This is a genomic window from Bradyrhizobium sp. JYMT SZCCT0180 (genome assembly GCF_018130165.1).
Taxonomy (GTDB): domain Bacteria; phylum Pseudomonadota; class Alphaproteobacteria; order Rhizobiales; family Xanthobacteraceae; genus Bradyrhizobium.
In genome coordinates this window covers 227059-247806 of sequence record NZ_JAFCLZ010000013.1, presented here as the reverse complement: position 1 = coordinate 247806, position 20748 = coordinate 227059, and the positions used below count along the sequence as shown (strand labels likewise).

The window sequence follows — 20748 nt, the reverse complement described above, 5'->3', positions numbered from 1 at the left end:
CAAGCCCAATGACCTGACACCATCGACCTTGAAAGCAGCCTCCGATCGCCAGCGCCCTACCGCGCCAAATACCGCGCCCGCAAATCATAGGGTCACAAGCTCTCAGGATGACGGCGGTGCACGTGGCAACAAAAAAGCCCCCGCAGGGGCTTTTCCGAATTGCGATGAACCCAGCGCTTAGTGCGCGTTGGCCCAGACCTTCTTCTTGGTGAAGTAGAGCAGGCCCGTGAGCAGGATCAGGAACACGAACACCTGCAGACCAAGCCGCTTGCGCGCCTCCATGTGCGGTTCCGCGGTCCACATCAGGAACGTGGTGACGTCCTTGGAGTACTGCGCGACGGTGGCCGGCGCGCCGTCGTCATACGTCACCTGGCCGTCACTGATCGGCTTCGGCATCTTGATGGCGTGGCCGGGGAAATACTTGTTGTAGTAGGAACCTTCCGGAAGCGAGAAGCCGGCCGGCGGCTTGTCTTCATAGCCCTGCAGCACGGCCGAAACGTAATCCGGGCCCTGCTCCTGGTACTGGGTGAAGAAGTCGACCAGGAACATCGGGAAGCCGCGCTTGTAGGAGCGCGCCTTGGTGATCAGCGACAGGTCCGGCGGAAATGCGCCGCCATTGGCGGCCCGCGCCGCGTTCTCGTTCGGGAACGGCGACGGGAAATAGTCGGCCGGCCGGCCCGGCCGCTCGAACATCTCGCCCTTGTCGTCCGGACCGTCCTTGACCTTGTAATCGGACGCGAACGCTGCGGCCTGCGCCACCGAGTAACCGGGACCGCCGGCTTCGGCGAGGTTGCGGAAGGCGACGTAGGACAGCCCGTGGCAGGACGCACAGACTTCCTTGTAGACCTTCAGGCCGCGCTGCAGCGCGCCACGATCGAACTTGCCCATCGGGCCGGAGAACGACCACTTGTTTCCGGGCGGGGCGACGCCATGGTCCTCGGCGCGTGCGTTCTGCGTACCACCTACCAGGAGACCGCCAGCGACGACGAGCGCGACCAGCACTGAGGCCACCTTGCTGCCGTGCTTGGCCAGCACGTCGTCAGCGATCGAGTTCGGCACCGGACGCGGCGTCTCGATCCGGCTCAAGAGCGGCAGCAGGATCAGGAAATAGGCGAAGTACAAGAAGGTCAGGATACGGCCGGCGATCACGTAGATGCCTTCCGGCGGCTGCGAGCCGAGATAGCCGAGCCCGAGGCAGACCACGACGAAGATCCAGAAGAACTGCTTCGCCAGCGGACGATACTTCGAGGAACGGGTCCGGGCATTATCGAGCCAGGGCAGGAACGCCAGGATGACGATCGCGCCGAACATCGCCACCACACCGGCGAGCTTGTTCGGGATCGAGCGCAGGATCGCGTAGAACGGCAGATAGTACCATTCGGGCACGATGTGCGCGGGTGTCACGCCGGGATTGGCGGGGATGTAGTTGTCGGCATCGCCGAGATAGTTCGGCATGTAGAAGATGAACCAGGCGAAGAACAGCAGGAAGCAGGAGACGCCGAACGCATCCTTGATGGTCGCGTAGGGCGTGAAAGGCACGGTGTCCTTTTCGGTCTTCGCCTCGACGCCGGCCGGATTATTCTGGCCCGCAACGTGCAGCGCCCAGATGTGCAGCACGACCACGCCGGCGATCACGAACGGCAAGAGATAGTGCAGCGAGAAGAACCGGTTCAGCGTCGGGTTGCCGACCGCATAGCCGCCCCACAGCAGCGTCACGATGCTCTCGCCGAAATACGGCACGGCCGAGAACAGATTGGTGATGACGGTGGCGCCCCAGAAGCTCATCTGGCCCCACGGCAGCACGTAGCCCATGAAGCCAGTCGCCATCATCAGCAGGTAGATGATGACGCCGAGGATCCAGAGGATTTCGCGCGGCTCCTTGTACGACCCATAATAGAGGCCGCGGAACATGTGAATATAGACGGCGAAGAAGAACATCGAGGCGCCGCAGGCGTGCATGTTGCGCAGCAGCCAGCCGTAATTGACGTCGCGGACGATCAGTTCGATCGACTTGAAGGCCATGTCGGCATGCGGCGTGTAGTGCATCGCCAGGATCACGCCGGTCAGGATCTGCAGGGCCAGCATCATCGAGAGGATGGCGCCGAAGGTCCACCAGTAGTTCAGGTTACGCGGCGTCGGATAGGCCACGAACGAGGAATGGACGAGGCCCATGATCGGGAGACGCCGTTCGATCCACTTCAAGGCGGGATTGGTCGGCTGGAAATCGGATGGTCCGCTCATTGATGCGATCCTGAGGAAGTAAAACGACGCGACGGATTGAGGTCCCGGACGGGCGTCCGGGCCTTAGCCGATCTGGATTTTGGTGTCGGAAACGAACGTGTAGGGCGGCACCGGCAGGTTGCTGGGCGCCGGTCCCGAGCGGATGCGGCCCGAGGTGTCGTACACCGAACCGTGGCAGGGGCAGAAGAAGCCGTCGTAACTGCCCTCATGGGCGATCGGGATGCAGCCGAGATGGGTGCAGATGCCGATCACGACCAGCCACTGGTCGTGGCCCGCCTTGACGCGTGCCGAGTCGGGCTGCGGATCGGGCAGGCTCGACAGCGAGACCTTCTGCGCCTCTTCGATCTGCTTCTTGGTGCGGTGGCTGATGTAGATCGGCTTGCCGCGCCAGAACACCTTGATGTCCTGCCCCTCGGCGATCGGCGTCAGATCGACCTCGATCGGCGCACCGGCCGCAATCGTCGCGGCGTCCGGGTTCATCTGGGCAACGAGCGGCCAAACTGCGGCCGCGGCGCCTACGGCGGCGACGGCTCCCGTTGCAACAAAAAGAAAATCACGGCGTGTCGGATGGTCCGCCGAAGACGCTGTCGTCACGATTCCAAGCCCTTTCTCATCTGCAGCCAGCGGAACCGCCCCTGAAACGCTGAAAACGCACCCAGAAGAGGCTGCCGGCGCCCGCGGCCCCCGCGGCGGCAGAAAGACCACTTTTCCCCGCCAAATCCGGCGGAACAAGCAATCCAGAATCGTTCTATTGGCACCCTTGCCGTAAGAGCGCAAGCCCGCTATCGGCTCGCAAGCGTGCAATGCACTAAATCCGCGCCGAGCTGTGATTTTTCAGTCATTTCATCAGGGCTTCATCATAGCGTTTTCCAGCGAAGTGGACCCGGTTCGCGTCAAGAAAACGCGTCAAAATAGGGAATCTGGAGTCCCGTTTCGATTCCATCGAAGCGGGGGCTCCAGCCGCCAACATCATGCAGATTGCGCTTTTCCAGCCCGATATCCCCCAGAACACCGGAACGATTCTGCGCCTGTGCGCATGCCTGGATGTCACGGCCCACATTATCGAGCCCGCGGGCTTTCCGGTCTCCGACCGGCATTTCCGCCGCTCCGGCATGGACTATCTCGACCATGTCGCTATTACACGCCACGACTCATGGTCAAAATTCGAACAATGGCGTAACGACGGGGGTTTCCGGCTGGTCCTGCTTACGACCAAGGGAGCCAGTTCCTATCTGGAGTACCGCTACCAGCAGGACGACATCCTGCTGTTCGGGCGGGAATCCGCAGGGGTCCCCGACGAGGTCGCCGGCGTCGCCGACGCGCGGCTGGTGATCCCGATCAAGCCGGGCCTGCGTTCGCTCAACGTCGCGATGGCGGCCGCCATGGTATTGGGCGAGGCGCTGCGACAAACCGGTTCCAAGACCTGATGGAGAGATGGTGAGTTACGCGGTCAAAGAGATCTTTCTGACCCTGCAGGGCGAAGGCGCGCATGCCGGCCGTGCGGCCGTGTTTTGCCGTTTCGCCGGCTGCAACCTCTGGACCGGCCGTGAACAGGACCGCAGCTCCGCCACTTGCAAATTCTGCGACACCGATTTCGTCGGCACCGACGGCACGCTGGGCGGCCGCTACGCCTCGGCCGACGAGCTCGCCGATACCATCGCCGCGCAATGGACCGGTGCCAACGCCAACCGCTACGTCGTGCTGACCGGCGGCGAGCCGCTGCTGCAGGTGGACAGGCCGTTCATCGACGCGCTGCATGCGCGCGGCTTCGAGATCGGCATCGAAACCAACGGCACCATCGAGCCGCCCGAGGGCATGGACTGGGTCTGCGTCAGCCCGAAAGCCGGCTCCGATCTCGTGGTGCGCCGGGGCCACGAATTGAAGCTGGTCTATCCGCAACCGGGCGCTGCCCCCGAGCAATTCGAAGGTCTCGCCTTCGAGCGGTTCTCGCTGCAGCCGATGGATGGACCCGACGTGACCGCAAACACCGCGCGCGCGATCGACTATTGCCTGCAGCACCCGCAATGGCGGCTCAGCCTGCAGACACACAAGACACTCGGTATCAGGTAGTACTGGCATCAGACAGGATTTGAGCTTTCACAATGTGGGAACTGACAAAATCGTTTCGCTTCGAGGCCGCGCATTCGCTGCCGGGAACGACGTTTGGCGAGGCCAGTGAGGAAATCCACGGCCACTCGTTTCGCGCCGAAGTGAGCATGCGCGGCACGCCCGATCCCGCCACGGGGATGGTATTCGATCTCGGCCTGCTCGAACGCAGCATGGCGGAGGTCCAGAAGACGCTCGACCACAAGCTCCTCAACAAGGTCGAGGCGCTCGGCCCGCCGACGCTGGAAAACCTGTCCCGCTTCATCTGGGAGCGGGTCCAGCACGCCGGAAAGATCACCCGCGTCAGCGTTCACCGCGACAGCTGCAACGAGAGCTGCACGTATTACGGCCCGCAGGCGTGACCGTACGCAGCCGATTGCGTCAAACCGACCCTAGCGTGTAATCCAAACTTCTGGCAACTTACACCCACGCCTCGCGGGCATCCCGCTCCGCGCGCCCGGCTTGGTGATTGAGATGGCCCGTGTTGATCCGCAGACACAGCAAGCGAACGACCAAGCCGGTTTGACGCTGGCAGCAAAGGAAGCTGTCGACAAGCAGAAGGCTGAGGATCGGAAAGCGCCGAAGTCTGACCCGTCCATCGAATCCAAATTGGCCGAGATCGATACTGCGGCTCGCATCGCCTTCAGGCTCGACCTGATCAGCCGCAACGATCCGAAAGCACTCGAGCGACTGATCGGCAAGCGCAATATCGTGAGCGTGAATTTCTTTGCGCGCGGGCTTCAGACCGCCAAGGCGGTCTGCCGTATCAAAACGCTCGGCCAGGTAGCGGGCCCACCGGATTACGCGACCGGATTTCTAATCACGCCGAACCTGCTGATAACCAATAATCACGTCCTGCCCGATCCGGAAACCGCCAGCCGCAGTCTCGCTGAATTCGACTATCAGCTCGATTCCAACTTTGTCGAAACCCGGGGACGCATTTTTCCGTTCATACCGGGTGAAGCCTTTTACACCAGCGTCGATCTTGACTTCACAATCGTCGGCATCTCGCCAATGGGCCACGACGGCACACCAATCACCGATTTCGGCGTGCTGCCGCTCATGCCCGTCAGCGGCAAGGGCCTCATCAATGAGCATGTCTCGATTATCCAGCATCCCCAGGGCGGCACCAAGCAGGTAGTCGTGCGAGAAAATCGCATCATCGAACTCGACAAGGCGAAGTTTCCCAACCTCAATCCGGCCTTCATGCACTATACGGCCGATACCGAACCCGGATCGTCCGGCTCGCCGATTTTCAACGACCAATGGGATGTGGTCGCGATCCACCACCAGGCCATCGGCGACCGCGACGCGCAAAACCGGCCAATCAACAAACGCGGCGAAGTCTGGACCGAGGACCAGGGTGAAGACGCGAGGGTCTGGATTGCCAACGAAGGCATTCGGATCAGCGCCTTGTGGGATAGCATCAAGACTGCTGCCCCGTTCAACGCCGATGCGGCGAAGATTATGGCCATGCTCGCGTACGATCCGCGCGTCGGACAGCGGCCACGCCGCTCCCGCGACGAGCGGGCTCCGCAAAAGTGGGAAGCAATTCCGAATATCCCCGACGCACCGGCCTTCGAATCCACGCGCTTTACGGATCGCGCTTTTGTCGCTTCGCTCGGCTACGATCCGAAATTTCTGGGTGCGGATCTGCCCGTGCCGCTGCCGAAAACGGGAAGCACTTTCAAGGGAACGCTGGCGACCAACAACACCAACAACAAGACGGTGTTCGATTACACCCATTTCAGCCTGGCCATGCATGCCGAACGGCGTCTGGCGGCCTGGACCGCCGTGAATATTGAGGGGAAGACGCTGAAATCGTCGAACGCCAGTCCCGGCTGGAGGCGTGACAAACGCTTGCCAGACAGCGAACAAACCCTGGCGGAGGTCTACGGCAAGGTGCCGGGCAAGACCGTTCAGATTGACCGCGGCCATTTGGTACGCCGCCTTGACCCGGTTTGGGGAACGCAAGAGGTGGCCGATCGCGCAGCGGCGGATACCTATCACTACACCAACGCAGCGCCTCAGGAGCACGTTTACAACAGCGAAACATGGGGCAATCTTGAGGATTTCGTTCTGGCGCGGGCCGATCAGCGCGACCACAAAGTGTCGATCATGACCGGGCCCATCCTGAGACCAGATGACAGCTTCTACGGTGAAGGCCTCAAGGGAGGCCCCTGGCAAATTCCCTGGTCGTTCTGGAAAATAGCCGTGTTCAAGCGCGCCGATGGCTCGGCGTCGGTTACGGGGTTCATCGTGGAACAGACCTCCACGATCAAGCCGATCTTCGAAGCGACGCGCTACAATCCGTACAGCGTCGATGAGGCGCGCGTATTCCAGCGCCCGATTGCGTTGATCGAGGAACTGACGGGTCTCGACTTCGGCAAGCTTCGCAGGATGGACCGTATGGGTAGCGTCGAGACAACTACCGCAGCCTCGGCTCGTCCGATCCGCGGGCCGGAGGACATTGCGTTCTGAGTTCCACGTCCTCGCGTCCGAGGCCATCATCCGAACCACCGCGCTTGCCAAGTCGCGCGCGGCTGCATAACGCGGCTGCGTGATCTCGCAAGAGACATCCCGCCAATTGTGGGATACCAAAGCCGCGCGCGCCTTGCCGCAGTGCTATGCAAGGCCCACGATGGTTGCAGCCGGAGGATATCGCTTGCGATGTCAATGATCGACGTTCAAAAACAGCGGGCGCGGAGCTGGTTCGAGGCGCTGCGCAACGACATCTGCGCGGCCTTCGAACGGCTGGAAGACGATGCGCCCGCCTCGCTCTATCCCGGCAGCGCGGGACGCTTCGTGCGCACGCCGTGGGACCGTGCCGACCACACCGGCAATCCCGGTGGCGGCGGCGTGATGTCGATGATGTACGGACGGCTGTTCGAGAAGGTCGGCGTGCATTGCTCGACGGTTCATGGCGAATTCAGCCCCGAATTCCGCTCGCAGATTCCGGGCGCCACCGATGACCCCAGGTTCTGGGCATCCGGCATTTCTGTCATCGCGCATATGCGCAACCCGCACGTTCCCGCCGTGCATATGAATACCCGCTTCGTGGTGACGACGAAGGCGTGGTTCGGCGGCGGCGCCGACCTGACGCCGGTGCTCGACCGGCGCCGCAGCCAGGAAGACGCCGACACCATCGCCTTTCACGCGGCGATGAAGCAGGCCTGCACCGGGCCGAACGGCGTTGCCGATTACGACCGATACAAGAAATGGTGCGACGAATATTTCTACCTGCCGCATCGCAAGGAAGCGCGCGGCATCGGCGGTATTTTCTATGATCATCACGATTCCGGCGACTGGGATGCCGACCTCGCCTTCACCCAGGACGTCGGCCGCGCTTTTTTGAAAATCTATCCCGAGCTGGTACGGAAGAACTTCGAAACACCATGGACGCCGGCGGATCGCGAGGAGCAACTGGTGCGCCGCGGACGCTACGTCGAATTCAACCTGCTCTATGATCGCGGCACCACCTTTGGCCTGAAGACCGGCGGCAACGTCGATTCAATCCTGTCGTCGATGCCGCCCGAAGTGAAATGGCCCTGAACAGGATGGCCCTGAACAAGATGACAAACCTGCCCCGCGCCATGCTGATCGACATGGACGACACCATCCTGTCGGCCTATGGCCGCCCCGAAATCGCCTGGAACAATGTCGCGGCGGAATTTGCCGATGAGCTGGGCTCCGTCTCATCGCAACAGGTCGCCGCAGCGATCGTGGAGTCCGGCCGGAAATTCTGGGCAGCGGCCGCGGCCGAATGGCGGCTGAAGCTCGAGGAGGCCCGGCACGTGGTGGTCGGCAACGGATTTGCAGCGCTTGCCGCCGCCGGCCACGCGCCGCTGTCGCCGGATCTGGCCGCACGGCTCGCCATCCGGTTCCACGCCTACCGCGAGGAGGAAATGTTCGTCTTCCCGGGCGCGCATGACGCGATCGACGCGTTGAAGGCACACGGGGTCAAGCTGGCACTGGTGACCAACGGCGCCGCCGGTCCGCAACGCGCCAAGGTCGAACGCTTCGCGCTGTCGCACCGGTTCGATCACATCCAGATCGAGGGCGAGCACGGTTTCGGCAAACCGGAGGAGCGCGCCTATCTCCACGCGATGGAGGCCCTCGGCGTCACCGCCCCCGAGACCTGGATGATCGGCGACAATCTGGAATGGGAAGTTGTGGCGCCGCAGCGCCTCGGCATCTACGCGATCTGGATCGACGTGCACGGCGACGGCCTGCCCGCGGATTCGACGATCAAGCCCGACCGCATCATCCGCTCGCTGACCGAGTTGCTGCCGTAGAGCGTTTTCGAGCGAAGTGGATACCGGTTCGCATAGCAATCAAGCTTGCGCAGATTGCGTAGACTTATCTGCGGTAGAAAACGCGTCAAACAAGAGTCTAGACGCGTCGGTTCCACCGCTCAAATCTCCACCGCGAAAACGACCGGTCGTGATCCGTCTGTCATGACAGATCGATAGCCTGTTCGTCGCGTCAATCAGCGCGGAGGGAAGATCATGGAATTGAAGCCAGGCGACGTTGTTATTCTGAAATCCGGCGGTCACCCGCTGACGGTGGCCGAGGTCAACGACGACACGGTCGAGTGCCTGTGGATGGGTGGCGAGGGCGATCTGTTTCGCGAAACGCTTCCCAAAGCGGTCCTCGAGCCCGCCGAAATCGATGATACGGAAGACGACGATCAGGACGAAGACGATCAGGATGAAGACGAGAGCGAAGACGACGAAGATGAGGACGACGACCACAAGAAGAAAAAGAGCAAGAAGGTAGCGTAACAACTCCCTGCGATACCGCCGGGTCGGAATACCCGGCGGTATCGTTTTCCCGGCTAACCGAAGAGCGACCGCGCAGCAGTTGAGATCATCACCACGCCGCCGGTGATGACGGCGGCGTCGAGGATCGCGGTGTGGATGTGCACCGGCATGCGCTCGACGAAGGCCTTGGCGAGGAACGCGCCGGGGATCGAGATAGCCCCGATCAGGATTGCAAAGGCGAGCACCTGCGCGGTGACGGCGCCGGCCAGGCCAAACACCGAAATCTTGATGATTGAGGTCGCAACCGAGATCACGGCATCGGTGGCGATTACGGCTGCGCCTTCGAGGCCGACCGCCATCAACAGCGACAGCAGGATCACGCCGGAGCCCGAGGTGCCGCCGACCACCACGCCATACCCGACCGCGCTGGCGCCAAGTCCGGCGTCGCTGATCCTGATATCGCGGCGTTTGGCAAAACGGCGCAGCGGTACGCTCAGGATCAGCATGCTGCCGATCACCAGCGCCGCGCCGGCTCCGGACAGCCGCGTATAACCGTAAGCGCCGAGCGCCGTGGTCAGCGCCGCGGCCGATATCACGATCAGCGCGCGGCGGCGGTCGGCATAGCGGACATAGGCGACGAAGCGGCTGATATTGGTGAAGATCGAGGAGATCGCAATGATCGGCACCACCGGCTCGGCGCCGATCAACGGTACCAGCACTAGCGGCATCAGTGCGCCGGTGCCGTATCCGGCGAGGCCGCCGACCACGGAAGCAAACAGCGCCACACCGGCGACCAGCAACAGCTGGACGATCGAGATGTCGGCAAAGCCTGCGAGAATATTCACGGGTGCCGTTTCACAGCCTGTGGTCGCGGGTGAAGCGGGCGACGGTCTGGTCGGCAATGGCCGACAGCGCGGGCTGATCGAGCGGAAAATCCGCCGCCAGCCAGGCGTCCTCCGCCAGCGTCAGCACGTGGCCGAGCGCCGGGCCCTCGGCTATGCCGCGGGCGATGAAATCAGCCGCCTTCAGCGGGAATTTCGGCGCGCTCCAGCGCTGCGGCAGGGTGGCAAATTCACGCCAATAGGCGGCGCGATTGTCAGCGAAGTCCTGGCTCCCCCCTGAGCGCGCCCAGGCCAGCAGCAGCCGATCGCGATATTGTTCCTCGCCGAGCCGGTAGAGCCGCCGCCGCGCCCTCGCCTCGTCCATGTCGGCGAGCCGCCACCAGCGGTGACCCATGGAGTCGAGCGCCTTGGCCTCGGCGTTGGTCAGACGCAGCCGCGCCGCGACACGTTTGGCGTCCTCGGTTACCGCCACCGAGAGCGCGCCAAGCCTGCGAACCGGGCTCGGCGTCAGCCCCAGCACACGCTCCGCCGATATCATCGCAGCCATCGGTCCCGTGTAGGTGACGCCGCCGAAGATCGCTTGCAGAAGACCGGCATCCGCCATCGCGGTGACGGCAACCAGCGCCCCTTCCGCGACCATGATCTTCAACATTTCCATCCGCACGCGTTCGGCGGAGAGACTGGCCAGTCCCGCACGGCCGCCGATGCAGGCGAGATAGCCGACGCGGTCGGGCGCGCCCACGCCATAGACGGCGTTCATGCGGAAGAACCGCAGGATGCGCAAATAATCCTCGGCGATGCGCTGGCCGGCGTCGCCGATGAAGCGCACGCGACGGGCCGCGATGTCGGCGAGCCCGCCGACATGATCGTGCACGACGCCGTCGGCATCGACGGACAGGCCGTTGATGGTGAAGTCGCGCCGTTCCGCATCGCGAACCCAGTCGCGGCCGAACGCGACCTTGGCCTTGCGGCCAAAGGTCTCGGTATCCTCGCGCAAGGTCGTGACCTCGAACGGCACGGCGTCGACCACCAGCGTCACGGTGCCATGCTCGATGCCGGTCGGCACGCATTTGATGCCCGCCGCTTTGGCGCGACGCGCCACTTCATCAGGCAGCGCCGTGGTGGCGATGTCGAGATCGCCGGGCGGGATGTTCAGAAGCGCATTGCGGACGGCACCGCCGACCACGCGAGCCTCCTCGCCATCGCCATTGAGCAGAGCGAGCACGCGGGCAGCCGGTCCTGATTTGAGCCAGGGCGTGTTGGCGAGCACGCGCACCTCGCTCATTTTCCGGCTCCAGGTCTATCGGTCCCCGGAACGAATTTGCCGTTCTCAAGGTGCGCGGGAACGTAGGTCGAATCCGGCGGCGCGCCTCTGAAATGCGCGAGCAGGACGAAACTGATGATCACAAGCAGCAGCGACCCCAGCACGAGCTTGGCGACGAGATGCGCCGGCCAGGAAGATTTCGCCAGCACGCCGGAACGCGTTGCAAGCAGGAACAGTGCATAGGCCGCGAACGGGATCAGGAAAATTGCAAGTTCGGTCAGTACCGGACGGATCATGCGAGATAAATCCGCTCGTACAATACCCGCAGGATGCCGGCGGTCGCGCCCCAGATGTAACGTTCGGCGAACGGCATCGCGTAATAGGAGCGCTCCATGCCGCGGAATTCCTTGGAGTGGATCTGGTGGTTTTCCGGGTTCATCAGGAACGCCAGCGGCACCTCGAAGGCGTCAACGACCTCGCCCTCGTTGATGTCAAGTTTGAACCCGGGCTTCACCCGCGCCACCGTCGGCAGGATGCGAAAGCCGAACGCGGTGCCATAGAGATCGAGATAGCCGATCGGCTCGATGAAGTCGCGCTTCAGCCCGACCTCCTCGTCGGCCTCGCGCAAGGCGGCGTCCATCGGCGAAGCATCGGTCGCATCGATCTTACCGCCGGGAAAGGAAATCTGGCCGGCATGGCTGCTCAGATGCTCGGAGCGCTGCGTCAGCAGCACCGTCGGCTCCGGATGATCGACCACCGGGATCAACACCGCCGCCGGCCGCACCGGCTGTTCCTGGGCGATGATCTCGAGCATCCGATCATTGCCCTCGTCGCCGGTTCTGGGAATGATATTCGGGTCGATCAGGCCGGGCGGGACGTCGAAGTTCAGCCGCGCCTTGGTCCGCGCGAAGAATTCCGCCGAGCTGACCGCACCCGGTTCCAACTTCTTCAGCATCGGCTCGTTCAAAGCGCGTCCCTCACCTGCTTCGCATCGGCCATCGCGAAGAATTCGCCGCCGGATTCGATTCCGAACATTGGCTGTCCATCGACCACCCGCTCTTCCCCCATGTCAACCAGATCGTAGTAGAGCGCGCGGGTGACCTTGGCCCAGAGATCGCTGCGCACGTGGAGATAGGGCGTGAGCCCGCCATCGGCAGCCATCTCGAACCGCAACCGGTGCCCGGCATCACAAGGCACCCAATCGTCCACATTGGTGCGGAAGCGCAGCAGGCGGCCACCGCCCTCGCTCTGCTCGTTCTGCATTTCGACCGCCAGGAACGGCGCGTCGTCGACACGGATGCCGACCTTCTCGACCGGGGTCACGAGAAAGTGCTTGCCGTCCTCGCGCTTCAGGATGGTTGAAAACAGCCGAACCAGCGCCGGCCGGCCGATTGGCGTGCCCATGTAGAACCACGTGCCATCGCCGGCGATTCGCATGTCGAGATCGCCGCAAAACGGCGGATTCCACAGATGCACCGGCGGCAGACCGCGTCCTGCGGGGCTGGCCTTTGCCGCATCGGTCGCTGCAGCGGTCAGACCTTCGAGACCGGTGTTTTCACGGCCTGGTTTGCTGGTTTGCCCTTGCTTCGCCATTGTTTGCCTTAAAGCTTCTGCGGCTCAATCTGGCACGATTGGTGCACGTCCGAGAGACGTGAGCGGGAACAATATTCTCGCCATATCGTGATGCCGTTCATACCCCCATATACCGATAATGTGGGGATAGTTTAATTCAGCGAATACATGGCCTTTGCGCAGGTTTAGCATGAGGTTCGTGGCATGACGACGCATTCGGCGGGTTCATGAAGCGGTGAAGGAGATGGATATGCCTGGCGCAGATGGTGTCGAAAAGCTCGAGGACGCAATCGTCCGTTCGGCCGAACAAGTCGCCGGCCAGATCAAGGCCGCGAAAGAAGCCATCTCCACCGTCATTTTCGGCCAGGAACGGGTGATCGAAAACACCCTGGTGACGATCCTGTCCGGCGGTCATGCGCTCCTGATCGGCGTCCCCGGCCTCGCCAAGACCAAGCTGGTCGAAACCCTCGGCATCACGCTCGGTCTGGATGCCAAGCGCATCCAGTTCACGCCTGACCTGATGCCGTCGGACATTCTCGGCGCCGAGGTGCTGGACGAGAGCAACTCCGGCAAACGCTCGTTCCGCTTCATCTCGGGTCCGGTATTCGCGCAGCTTCTGATGGCCGACGAAATCAACCGTGCCAGCCCGCGCACCCAGTCGGCCCTGCTGCAAGCCATGCAGGAACAGCACATCACCGTTGCAGGCGCGCGGCACGATCTGCCCAAGCCGTTCCATGTGCTCGCGACCCAGAACCCGCTGGAACAGGAAGGCACCTATCCGCTGCCGGAAGCCCAGCTCGACCGCTTCCTGATGGAAATCGACGTCGACTATCCCGACCGCGACGCCGAGCGCCGCATCCTGTTCGAGACCACGGGCGCGGATGAGACGCTCGCCAAGGCGTCCATGAACGCGGAAATCCTGATCACCGCCCAGCGACTGGTGCGCCGCCTGCCGGTCGGCGACAGCGTCGTCGAGGCCATTCTTTCGCTGGTGCGGGCCGCGCGTCCCAATCCGGATGGCGAGAGCGAGAAGCTGATCGCCTGGGGCCCTGGTCCGCGCGCCAGCCAGTCGCTGATGCTGGCGGTCCGCGCCCGCGCGTTGCTCGACGGCCGCCTTGCGCCTTCGATCGACGACGTGCTCGACCTCGCCGAACCGGTGCTCAAGCACCGCATGGCGCTGACCTTCTCGGCGCGCGCGGAAGGCCGCACCATTCCTGACGTGATCAAGCAATTGAAGACGCGGATCGGTTGATGGCCGCAGAGACCAAGCACGCCAACGGGGAGATCACAGCAATCCGACGTGCCGATGGCGAAAGCCGTACGCTCGCCGCATCGCTGCCGCGTCTCGTGCTTGAAGCCCGCCGCATCGCCGCCAACGTCATTCACGGCCTGCACGGCCGCCGCCGCGCCGGCTCCGGCGAGAGTTTCTGGCAATACCGCCGCTTCGTCTCGGGCGAGCCGTCGCAGAACGTCGACTGGCGCCGTTCGGCGCGCGACGATCACCTTTATGTCCGCGAGCAGGAATGGGAGGCCGCGCATACCGTATGGGTGTGGCCCGACCGCTCGCCGTCGATGGCCTTTGCCTCGAAGCAGGCCCGCGACAGCAAGCTGGAGCGCGGCCTGATCGTGACCTTCGCGCTCGCCGAACTTTTGGTCGCGGGCGGCGAACGCGTCGGCATCCCCGGCCTGATGAACCCGACCGCCAGCCGCAGCGTGATCGACAAGATGGCGCAGGCGATGCTGCATGACGATGCCGCGCGCGCGAGCCTGCCGCCCTCGTTCATCCCGTCGGCGCTGGCCGAGATCGTGGTGCTGTCGGATTTCTGGTCGCCGATGAGCGAAATACACACCATGCTCGCGGGCCTGTCGGCCTCCGGCGCGCATGGCACGCTGATCCAGATCGTCGATCCCGCCGAAGAGACCTTTCCCTATTCCGGACGCGTCGAGTTCGTCGAACCGGAAAGCGGCGGCGTCATCACCGCCGGCCGTGCCGAGAGCTGGGCCAGCGACTATGTCGCGCGCGTGGCGCTGCACCGCGACGAGATCCGGGGCGAGACCAACAAGCTCGACTGGCTGTTTTCAACCCATACCACCAGCCGCTCCGCGGCCGAGCTGTTGTTGTTCCTGCACTCGGGCATGATGGTGAGCAAGGGTGCGACGCGTTCCTACACCGTCAAAGCGGGGCGAAGCGCATGATCGCGGGCCTGCCCCTCTCCTTTGCCCAACCGCTGCTGCTGCTGGGTCTGTTGTCCCTTCCGGTGCTGTGGTGGCTGCTGCGGGTGATGCCGCCGCGTCCGAGACGGATCGAGTTTCCGCCGACGCGGCTATTGTTCGACATCAAGCCCAAGGAAGAAACCCCGTCGCGGACACCGTGGTGGCTGACGCTGCTGCGCCTGACTGCAGCGGCCCTGGTGATCCTCGCCGCCGCAGGTCCGATCTGGAATCCGCAGACCGCCGCCGGCGGCAGCAGGGCGCCGCTGGTGATCCTGCTCGATGACGGCTGGAGCGCGGCCTCGAGCTGGGAAACGCGGATCAAGGCCGCCGACGAATTGATCGCCAATGCCGACAATGACCGCCGCGGCGTCGCGCTGGTACCATTGTCCGAGCCTGCGCGCGACGTCACGCTGATGCCGGGCGGCACGGCGCGCGTCGCACTGCGCCAGCTGGCGCCAAAGCCCTATTCGATCGAGCGCGTCGAAACGCTCGCCGCACTCGACCGCTTCCTCAAGACCACCGGCGATGCCGAACTCGCCTGGCTGTCCGACGGCGTCGACACCGGACGCGGCACCGAATTTCTGGAAGCGCTGGCCAAGACGGTCGGCGACCGCACGCTGACGATCTATGAGGGCGGCGCAGCGCCGGCCCTGGCGCTGGTCGCCGCCGAAAACGCCGCGGCGAAGATGACGGTGAAAATATTGCGCACCAACAGCGGCATTGCCGCCGGCGTGGTGCGTGCGATCGACGCCAAGGGTTCGCCGATCGGCGAGGCCCGTTACGCGTTCGGACCGCAGGACCGCGAAGCCGAAGCCGCGTTCGAGCTGCCGGTCGAGTTGCGCAACGACATCTCGCGGCTGGAAATCGCCGGAGAGCGATCCGCCGGCGCCGTGCAGCTGCTCGACAAGCGATGGCGGCGGCGCGCGATCGGCGTCGTCACGGGCGCCACCAGCGACACCGCGCAGCCGCTGCTCGCCTCGACCTTCTATCTCACCCGCGCGCTGTCGCCGTTCGCCGACGTGCGGCTCGGCGACCGCGGCGCACCGCAGCAGGTGATCGGGCAGTTCCTCGATCAGCGGCTGCCGATGATCGTGCTGGCCGATGTCGGCACGCTGTCGCCGGAAATCCGCGAACGCCTCAACGCCTGGATCGATCAGGGCGGCGTGCTGGTGCGTTTCGCAGGTCCCCGCCTCGCTCAGGCCGATGACGATCTGGTGCCGGTCAAGCTGCGCCGCGGCGGCCGCAGCCTTGGCGGCAGCCTGACCTGGGAAAAGCCGCAGCATATGGCCTCGTTCGCCGCCGACGGTCCGTTCGCGGGCTTGCAGGTACCGAAGGACGTCACCGTCAACCGCCAGGTTCTGGCCGAGCCCGACGCCGTGCTGGCAACCAAGAGCTGGGCCTCGCTGGAAGACGGCACACCGCTGGTGACCGGCGAACATCGCGGCAAGGGCATCCTCAGCCTGTTCCATGTCGGGGCCGACTCGCGCTGGTCCGACCTGCCGATGTCCGGCAGCTTCGTCGAGATGCTGCGGCGGCTGGTCGACACCTCCGGCTACACGCAAAAGCCGGGCGCGGGCGTCGCCAGCGAAGCGACCAATGTCGAGACCGTGGCGCCGCTGCGCACGCTCGATGGTTTTGGCGCGTTCGGCCCGCCACCCTCCACCGCCAAGCCGATGCCGGCCGATTACCGCGACCGCGCCACCGCGGATCATCCGCCGGGTTTCTATGGCGCGGCCGAAGGTCCGATCGCCGTCAACACGCTGGCCTCCGCCGATCGTATCGCAGCACTCGACACGACGGCGCTGCGCGCCCGGCGCGCCAGCTACACCAACGCCGAACCGCGCGATCTCAGAGGCATCCTGTTGTCGTCATCGCTGGCGCTGTTCCTGATCGATGCGATCGTGGTCGCCATGCTCGGCGCGGGCCTTGCCGCGCTGTGGCGGCGCCGTGCCGCACCCGCAGCATTGGTGTTGGCGATGATCCTGGCCGCAACGTCGATCGCCCCCGCCCCGCTCCGCGCCGCCGACAATGACGATTTTGCGATCAAGTCGGTCTCGCAGACGCGCCTCGCTTATGTCGTGACCGGCAATGCCGACGTCGACTCCATCGTCAAGTCAGGCATGTCGGGACTGACGCTGTTTCTCGCCCAGCGCACCGCGCTGGAAGCCGGCGACCCCGTCGGCATCGATCCCGCGCGCGACGAGCTGGCGTTCTTCCCGCTGATCTACTGGCCGGTGGTACCGGGCGCGCCGAAACCGCCGCAGGACGCCATCAACCGCATCGACGCCTATATGAAGCAGGGCGGCACGGTCGTGTTCGACACCCGCGACGCCATCGAGGCGCCGCCGGGCGAAAACGGCGCATCGCAGACGGCGGGCATGCGGACCTTGCGCGAGATCCTCTCCTCGCTCGACGTGCCCGAGCTCGAGCCGGTGCCGCGCGAGCACGTGCTGACCAAGACGTTTTATCTGCTGCGGGATTTTCCGGGCCGGTTCACCTCGGGCCAGACCTGGGTCGAAACCCTGCCGCGCGAGGATGACGACGAAGCTGCATCGCGGCCCGCGCGCGGCGGCGACGGCGTCTCGCCGATCATCATCACCTCGAACGATCTTGCCGGCGCCTGGGCGATCCGTCCCGACGGCCAGCCGATGCTGCCGCTGTCGCCGAGCGAGCCGCGCCAGCGCGAATTCGCCTTCCGCGCCGGCGTCAACATCGTGATGTACACGCTGACCGGCAACTACAAGGCCGACCAGGTGCACGCGCCTGCCCTCATCGAACGGTTGGGGCAATAACGGCATGCAGTACGGCATCGCGTTCACCCCCCTCGTCCCCACCCTCGTGCTGTGGATTGCGCTGGCCGCGATCGTCGCGATATCCGTGCTGCTACTGATCGGCCGCGCGCGGGGCGCTGCGGTGCGCGTCACCGCGCTGGCGCTGATCTTGCTCGCGCTCGCTAACCCTTCTTTCACGCGCGAAGACCGCGAGCCGTTGTCGTCGGTCGCCGCCGTGGTCATCGACAAGAGCCCGAGCCAGAATTTCGGCACCCGCAATGAGGAGACGGCAAAGGCGCAGGAGGCCCTGGTCGACAGCCTCAAGAAGGTCAAGGGACTGGAAGTGCGTGTCGTCGATGCCGGACAGGCCGACGGCGAAACCGACGGCACCAAACTGTTCGGCGCGTTGTCGTCGGCGCTTTCGGATGTTCCCGTCGATCGCGTCGCCGGCGCCTTCCTGATCACCGACGGCCGGGTCCACGACATTCCCGCCAACGCCGCGGCGCTCGGCTTCCAGGCGCCGGTGCATGCGCTGGTCACCGGCCGCAAGGACGAGCGCGACCGTCGCGTCGCGATTTCGGCCGCGCCAAGATTTGGCATCGTCGGCCAGCCCCAGACCATCACCTACCGTCTGGACGACCAGGGCGTCACCGGCCAGCGCGCCAGGATCGTCGTGCGCCGCGACGGCGAAGTGATCAACGAACGCACCTTGCAGAGCGGCCAGACCGCCAATGTTGATATCGACATCAAACATGCCGGCTCCAACATCGTCGAGATCGAGGCTTCGCCACTCGAGAACGAACTGACGCTGGTCAACAACCGCGCCGTGGTCGCGATCGAAGGCGTGCGCGATAAATTGCGGGTGCTGCTGGTATCCGGCGAGCCGCATTCCGGCGAACGCACCTGGCGCAATCTGTTGAAGTCGGACGCCAGCATCGACCTCGTGCATTTCACCATTCTGCGACCGCCGGAGAAGCAGGACGGCACGCCGATCAACGAGCTGTCGCTGATCGCATTCCCGACCCGCGAACTGTTCCAGCAGAAGATCAACGAATTCCAGCTGATCATCTTCGACCGCTACGCCCGCCAGGGCGTGCTGCCGATTCCCTATTTCGAGAATATGGCGCGCTACGTGCGGGCCGGCGGCGCCGTGCTGGTGTCGGCCGGGCCGGACTACGCCTCGACCAGCAGCATCTGGCGCACGCCTTTGGATTCGGTGCTGCCGGCCGAACCCGTCGGCGTCTCCGAGAAGCCGTTTTATGCACGTCTGAGCGACATCGGTAAACGTCATCCGGTCACGCGCGGCCTCGAAGGCTCCGCCAACGAACCGCCGCGCTGGAGCCGGTTCTTCCGCACCGTGGAGACCCGCAACGCCATCACGCCCCCGGTCATGACCGGCGCCGACGGCAAGCCGCTTCTGCTGCTGTCGCGTTTCGGCGAGGGCCGCGTCGCGCTGCTGCTGTCTGACCATATCTGGCTGTGGGCGCGCGGCTATGAAGGTGGCGGCCCGCATCTCGACCTGCTGCGACGGATGTCGCATTGGCTGATGAAGCAGCCCGATCTGGATGAAGAGGCACTGCGCCTGCAGATCCAGGGCAAGGACCTCGTGGTGTTGCGGCAGACCATGGCCGACACCGTCGCACCCGTAACGGTGACGTCGCCGAGCGGTGCCACGCGCGAATTGACATTGACCGCGAGCGATCCCGGCACGTGGCGTTCGACCCTGCCGGCGAACGAACTCGGACTGTGGCAGGCCACCGACGGCACGCTGAAAGCGCTGATCAATGTCGGGCCGACCAACCCGAGGGAATTTTCCGAAGTCACTTCGACGATTGAAATGCTCAAGCCGCTGGCGCAAGCGACCGGCGGCGACGCACGACGCGTGGTCGACGGGTCAAGCATCGACCTGCCCCGCATCGTGCCGGTGCGCTCCACCAGCATCTTCCGCGGCGACGGCTGGATGGGCGTGAAGATGCGCGACGCCAGCGTCGTCAAGGGCGTCGGCGTGCTGCCGATGTTCGCCGGCCTGATCGGCCTGCTGCTGCTGCTCGGCGCCTTCGCCGCGACCTGGATCCGCGAAGGGCGTTGATTTTGCGGAACGATGGCGCAAACGCCTGGCTGATCAAAATCACCGCTTTCTTCGTTCCTTTTTGCATCAGCAATTCAGCCCCGAGCCACGCGGCCCAGCGAAGTGTTCCGCCTCCCGAGATTGTCCAAATTCCCGTCAGGCCATTGCCATTCGACCTGCAGGGCTTGCTTCGGCGTCCCGAAGGCGCGGACCGTCCACCCGCCATCGTGCTTCTCCCCTCATGCGGCGAACATGCCAGTGCCAAGCCACTCGATGAACATTGGGGAGCAAAAATATCGTCGTGGGGTTACGTCACGTTGACAATCGACAGCTTCGGTCCGCGAGGGATCAAGAATTGCGACCTTGGCGTTTACTCCGACCTGGCCGTTGATGCGTATCGGGTTTGAATTTTCTCATTCAAAAACGTTTCATCGATCCAAAACGCGTTGCGATCGTGGGCTTCGCGGCGGGCGCCTGGCAAACCCTTTCGGCGGTCGAACGGGGCGCGATTGAACAGGCGTCCGGATCAAAATTTCGGGCGGCGGCTGCGTTCTATCCGCCCTGCCTCGGCTTTAAAGGCATCATGACCGTGCCCACCTTGATCCTGATCGGCGAGCGCGATGATTTCGCCGGTGTCGATGCGTGCCGGAAAATGGCTGCTGGCGAAGACGACATAGGGATTTCCCGGCAGAAGGGCGAAGGTGCCCCGGTTCGGCTGATCACCTATCCCGAAGCGTATTTCGGGTTTGACCTTTCGACCCTTACGACCGCGATCTGGTATCGCGGACACCGTGTGGAGTTCAACAAATCAGCAACCGATCAATCGAGCGAAGCGCTTCGGGAGTTTCTCAACTCGACCGTTGGACCCGTTGCTAACCAGTAAGAGCGGGCACCCGGAACCGTCGGC

The 20748-nt window shown here is 64.1% G+C and carries 19 protein-coding genes; 12 read left to right on the top strand and 7 right to left on the bottom strand.

The annotated features are described in order from the left end of the window. Window positions 1-177 precede the first annotated feature (177 nt). Window positions 178-2241: a cytochrome c1 gene (locus JQ641_RS20690; RefSeq protein ID WP_211997802.1), complete on the bottom strand. Its 2064-nt coding sequence runs from the start codon at window positions 2239-2241 to the stop codon at window positions 178-180. Between the two features lie 63 nt (window positions 2242-2304). Next, complete coding sequence (gene petA / locus JQ641_RS20685; protein ID WP_192738556.1) at window positions 2305-2835, bottom strand: ubiquinol-cytochrome c reductase iron-sulfur subunit; 531 nt, start codon at window positions 2833-2835, stop codon at window positions 2305-2307. 377 nt (window positions 2836-3212) lie between these two features. Here petA and JQ641_RS20680 point away from each other — a divergent pair, with 377 nt between their 5' ends. From JQ641_RS20680 to JQ641_RS20650, 7 genes are all read left to right on the top strand, one after another. Next, window positions 3213-3668 (top strand): tRNA (cytidine(34)-2'-O)-methyltransferase, encoded by a 456-nt coding sequence (locus tag JQ641_RS20680; RefSeq protein WP_211997801.1) that lies wholly within the window; start codon window positions 3213-3215, stop codon window positions 3666-3668. Between the two features lie 10 nt (window positions 3669-3678). Next, a complete protein-coding gene (gene queE, locus JQ641_RS20675) occupies window positions 3679-4311 on the top strand; it encodes a 7-carboxy-7-deazaguanine synthase (RefSeq protein WP_211997800.1) in 633 nt (210 codons plus the stop codon). A gap of 32 nt (window positions 4312-4343) precedes the next feature. Continuing rightward, the gene (locus tag JQ641_RS20670) at window positions 4344-4709 is read left to right on the top strand and encodes a 6-pyruvoyl trahydropterin synthase family protein (RefSeq protein WP_211997799.1); all 366 of its coding nucleotides are present in this window, start codon (window positions 4344-4346) and stop codon (window positions 4707-4709) included. A gap of 112 nt (window positions 4710-4821) precedes the next feature. After that, a complete protein-coding gene (locus JQ641_RS20665; protein ID WP_211997798.1) occupies window positions 4822-6828 on the top strand; it encodes a DNA/RNA non-specific endonuclease in 2007 nt (668 codons plus the stop codon). A gap of 195 nt (window positions 6829-7023) precedes the next feature. Further along, window positions 7024-7899 (top strand): oxygen-dependent coproporphyrinogen oxidase, encoded by an 876-nt coding sequence (gene hemF / locus JQ641_RS20660; RefSeq protein WP_211997814.1) that lies wholly within the window; start codon window positions 7024-7026, stop codon window positions 7897-7899. A gap of 5 nt (window positions 7900-7904) precedes the next feature. Beyond that, on the top strand, window positions 7905-8642 hold the full coding sequence (locus JQ641_RS20655) for an HAD family hydrolase (RefSeq protein ID WP_211997813.1): 738 nt from the start codon (window positions 7905-7907) through the stop codon (window positions 8640-8642). A gap of 213 nt (window positions 8643-8855) precedes the next feature. Further along, window positions 8856-9131, top strand: a complete 276-nt coding sequence (locus JQ641_RS20650) for a YodC family protein (RefSeq protein ID WP_211997797.1) — start codon at window positions 8856-8858, stop codon at window positions 9129-9131. 53 nt (window positions 9132-9184) lie between these two features. On the opposite strand, the gene JQ641_RS20645 is transcribed toward JQ641_RS20650, so the two are convergent. Genes JQ641_RS20645 through JQ641_RS20625 form a run of 5 tightly spaced genes read right to left on the bottom strand, consistent with a single transcriptional unit; the run spans window position 9185 to window position 12809 of the window. Beyond that, window positions 9185-9955 (bottom strand): TSUP family transporter, encoded by a 771-nt coding sequence (locus JQ641_RS20645; protein WP_211997796.1) that lies wholly within the window; start codon window positions 9953-9955, stop codon window positions 9185-9187. Window positions 9956-9965: 10 nt separating this feature from the next. After that, window positions 9966-11237: a CCA tRNA nucleotidyltransferase gene (locus tag JQ641_RS20640; RefSeq protein WP_211997795.1), complete on the bottom strand. Its 1272-nt coding sequence runs from the start codon at window positions 11235-11237 to the stop codon at window positions 9966-9968. Beyond that, on the bottom strand, window positions 11234-11512 hold the full coding sequence (locus tag JQ641_RS20635; RefSeq protein WP_192738548.1) for a DUF6111 family protein: 279 nt from the start codon (window positions 11510-11512) through the stop codon (window positions 11234-11236). The genes JQ641_RS20640 and JQ641_RS20635 overlap by 4 nt, the downstream gene beginning before the upstream one ends. Beyond that, window positions 11509-12171 (bottom strand): CoA pyrophosphatase, encoded by a 663-nt coding sequence (locus tag JQ641_RS20630; protein ID WP_502754975.1) that lies wholly within the window; start codon window positions 12169-12171, stop codon window positions 11509-11511. Before JQ641_RS20630 ends, JQ641_RS20635 begins: the two co-directional genes overlap by 4 nt. 8 nt (window positions 12172-12179) lie before the next feature. Continuing rightward, on the bottom strand, window positions 12180-12809 hold the full coding sequence (locus tag JQ641_RS20625) for a DUF1285 domain-containing protein (RefSeq protein WP_192738546.1): 630 nt from the start codon (window positions 12807-12809) through the stop codon (window positions 12180-12182). Between the two features lie 229 nt (window positions 12810-13038). Between JQ641_RS20625 and JQ641_RS20620 the strand changes: the two genes are divergently transcribed. The 5 genes from JQ641_RS20620 to JQ641_RS20600 all read left to right on the top strand — a co-directional run bounded on the left by JQ641_RS20620 (window position 13039) and on the right by JQ641_RS20600 (window position 20724). Beyond that, entirely contained in the window at window positions 13039-14040 is a 1002-nt protein-coding gene (locus JQ641_RS20620) for an AAA family ATPase (protein ID WP_192738545.1), read from the top strand. Further along, window positions 14040-14984: a DUF58 domain-containing protein gene (locus JQ641_RS20615; protein WP_211997793.1), complete on the top strand. Its 945-nt coding sequence runs from the start codon at window positions 14040-14042 to the stop codon at window positions 14982-14984. Before JQ641_RS20620 ends, JQ641_RS20615 begins: the two co-directional genes overlap by 1 nt. Then, window positions 14984-17794, top strand: coding sequence for a DUF4159 domain-containing protein (locus tag JQ641_RS20610; RefSeq protein WP_211997812.1), 2811 nt, complete (start codon window positions 14984-14986; stop codon window positions 17792-17794). The genes JQ641_RS20615 and JQ641_RS20610 overlap by 1 nt, the downstream gene beginning before the upstream one ends. 4 nt (window positions 17795-17798) lie before the next feature. Beyond that, window positions 17799-19862 carry a hypothetical protein gene (locus JQ641_RS20605; protein WP_211997792.1) on the top strand — a complete coding sequence of 688 codons (2064 nt, stop codon included), beginning with the start codon at window positions 17799-17801 and terminating at the stop codon, window positions 19860-19862. A 382-nt stretch (window positions 19863-20244) separates the two neighbouring features. Further along, complete coding sequence (locus tag JQ641_RS20600) at window positions 20245-20724, top strand: dienelactone hydrolase family protein (protein ID WP_211997791.1); 480 nt, start codon at window positions 20245-20247, stop codon at window positions 20722-20724. The last annotated feature ends 24 nt before the right edge of the window (window positions 20725-20748 follow it).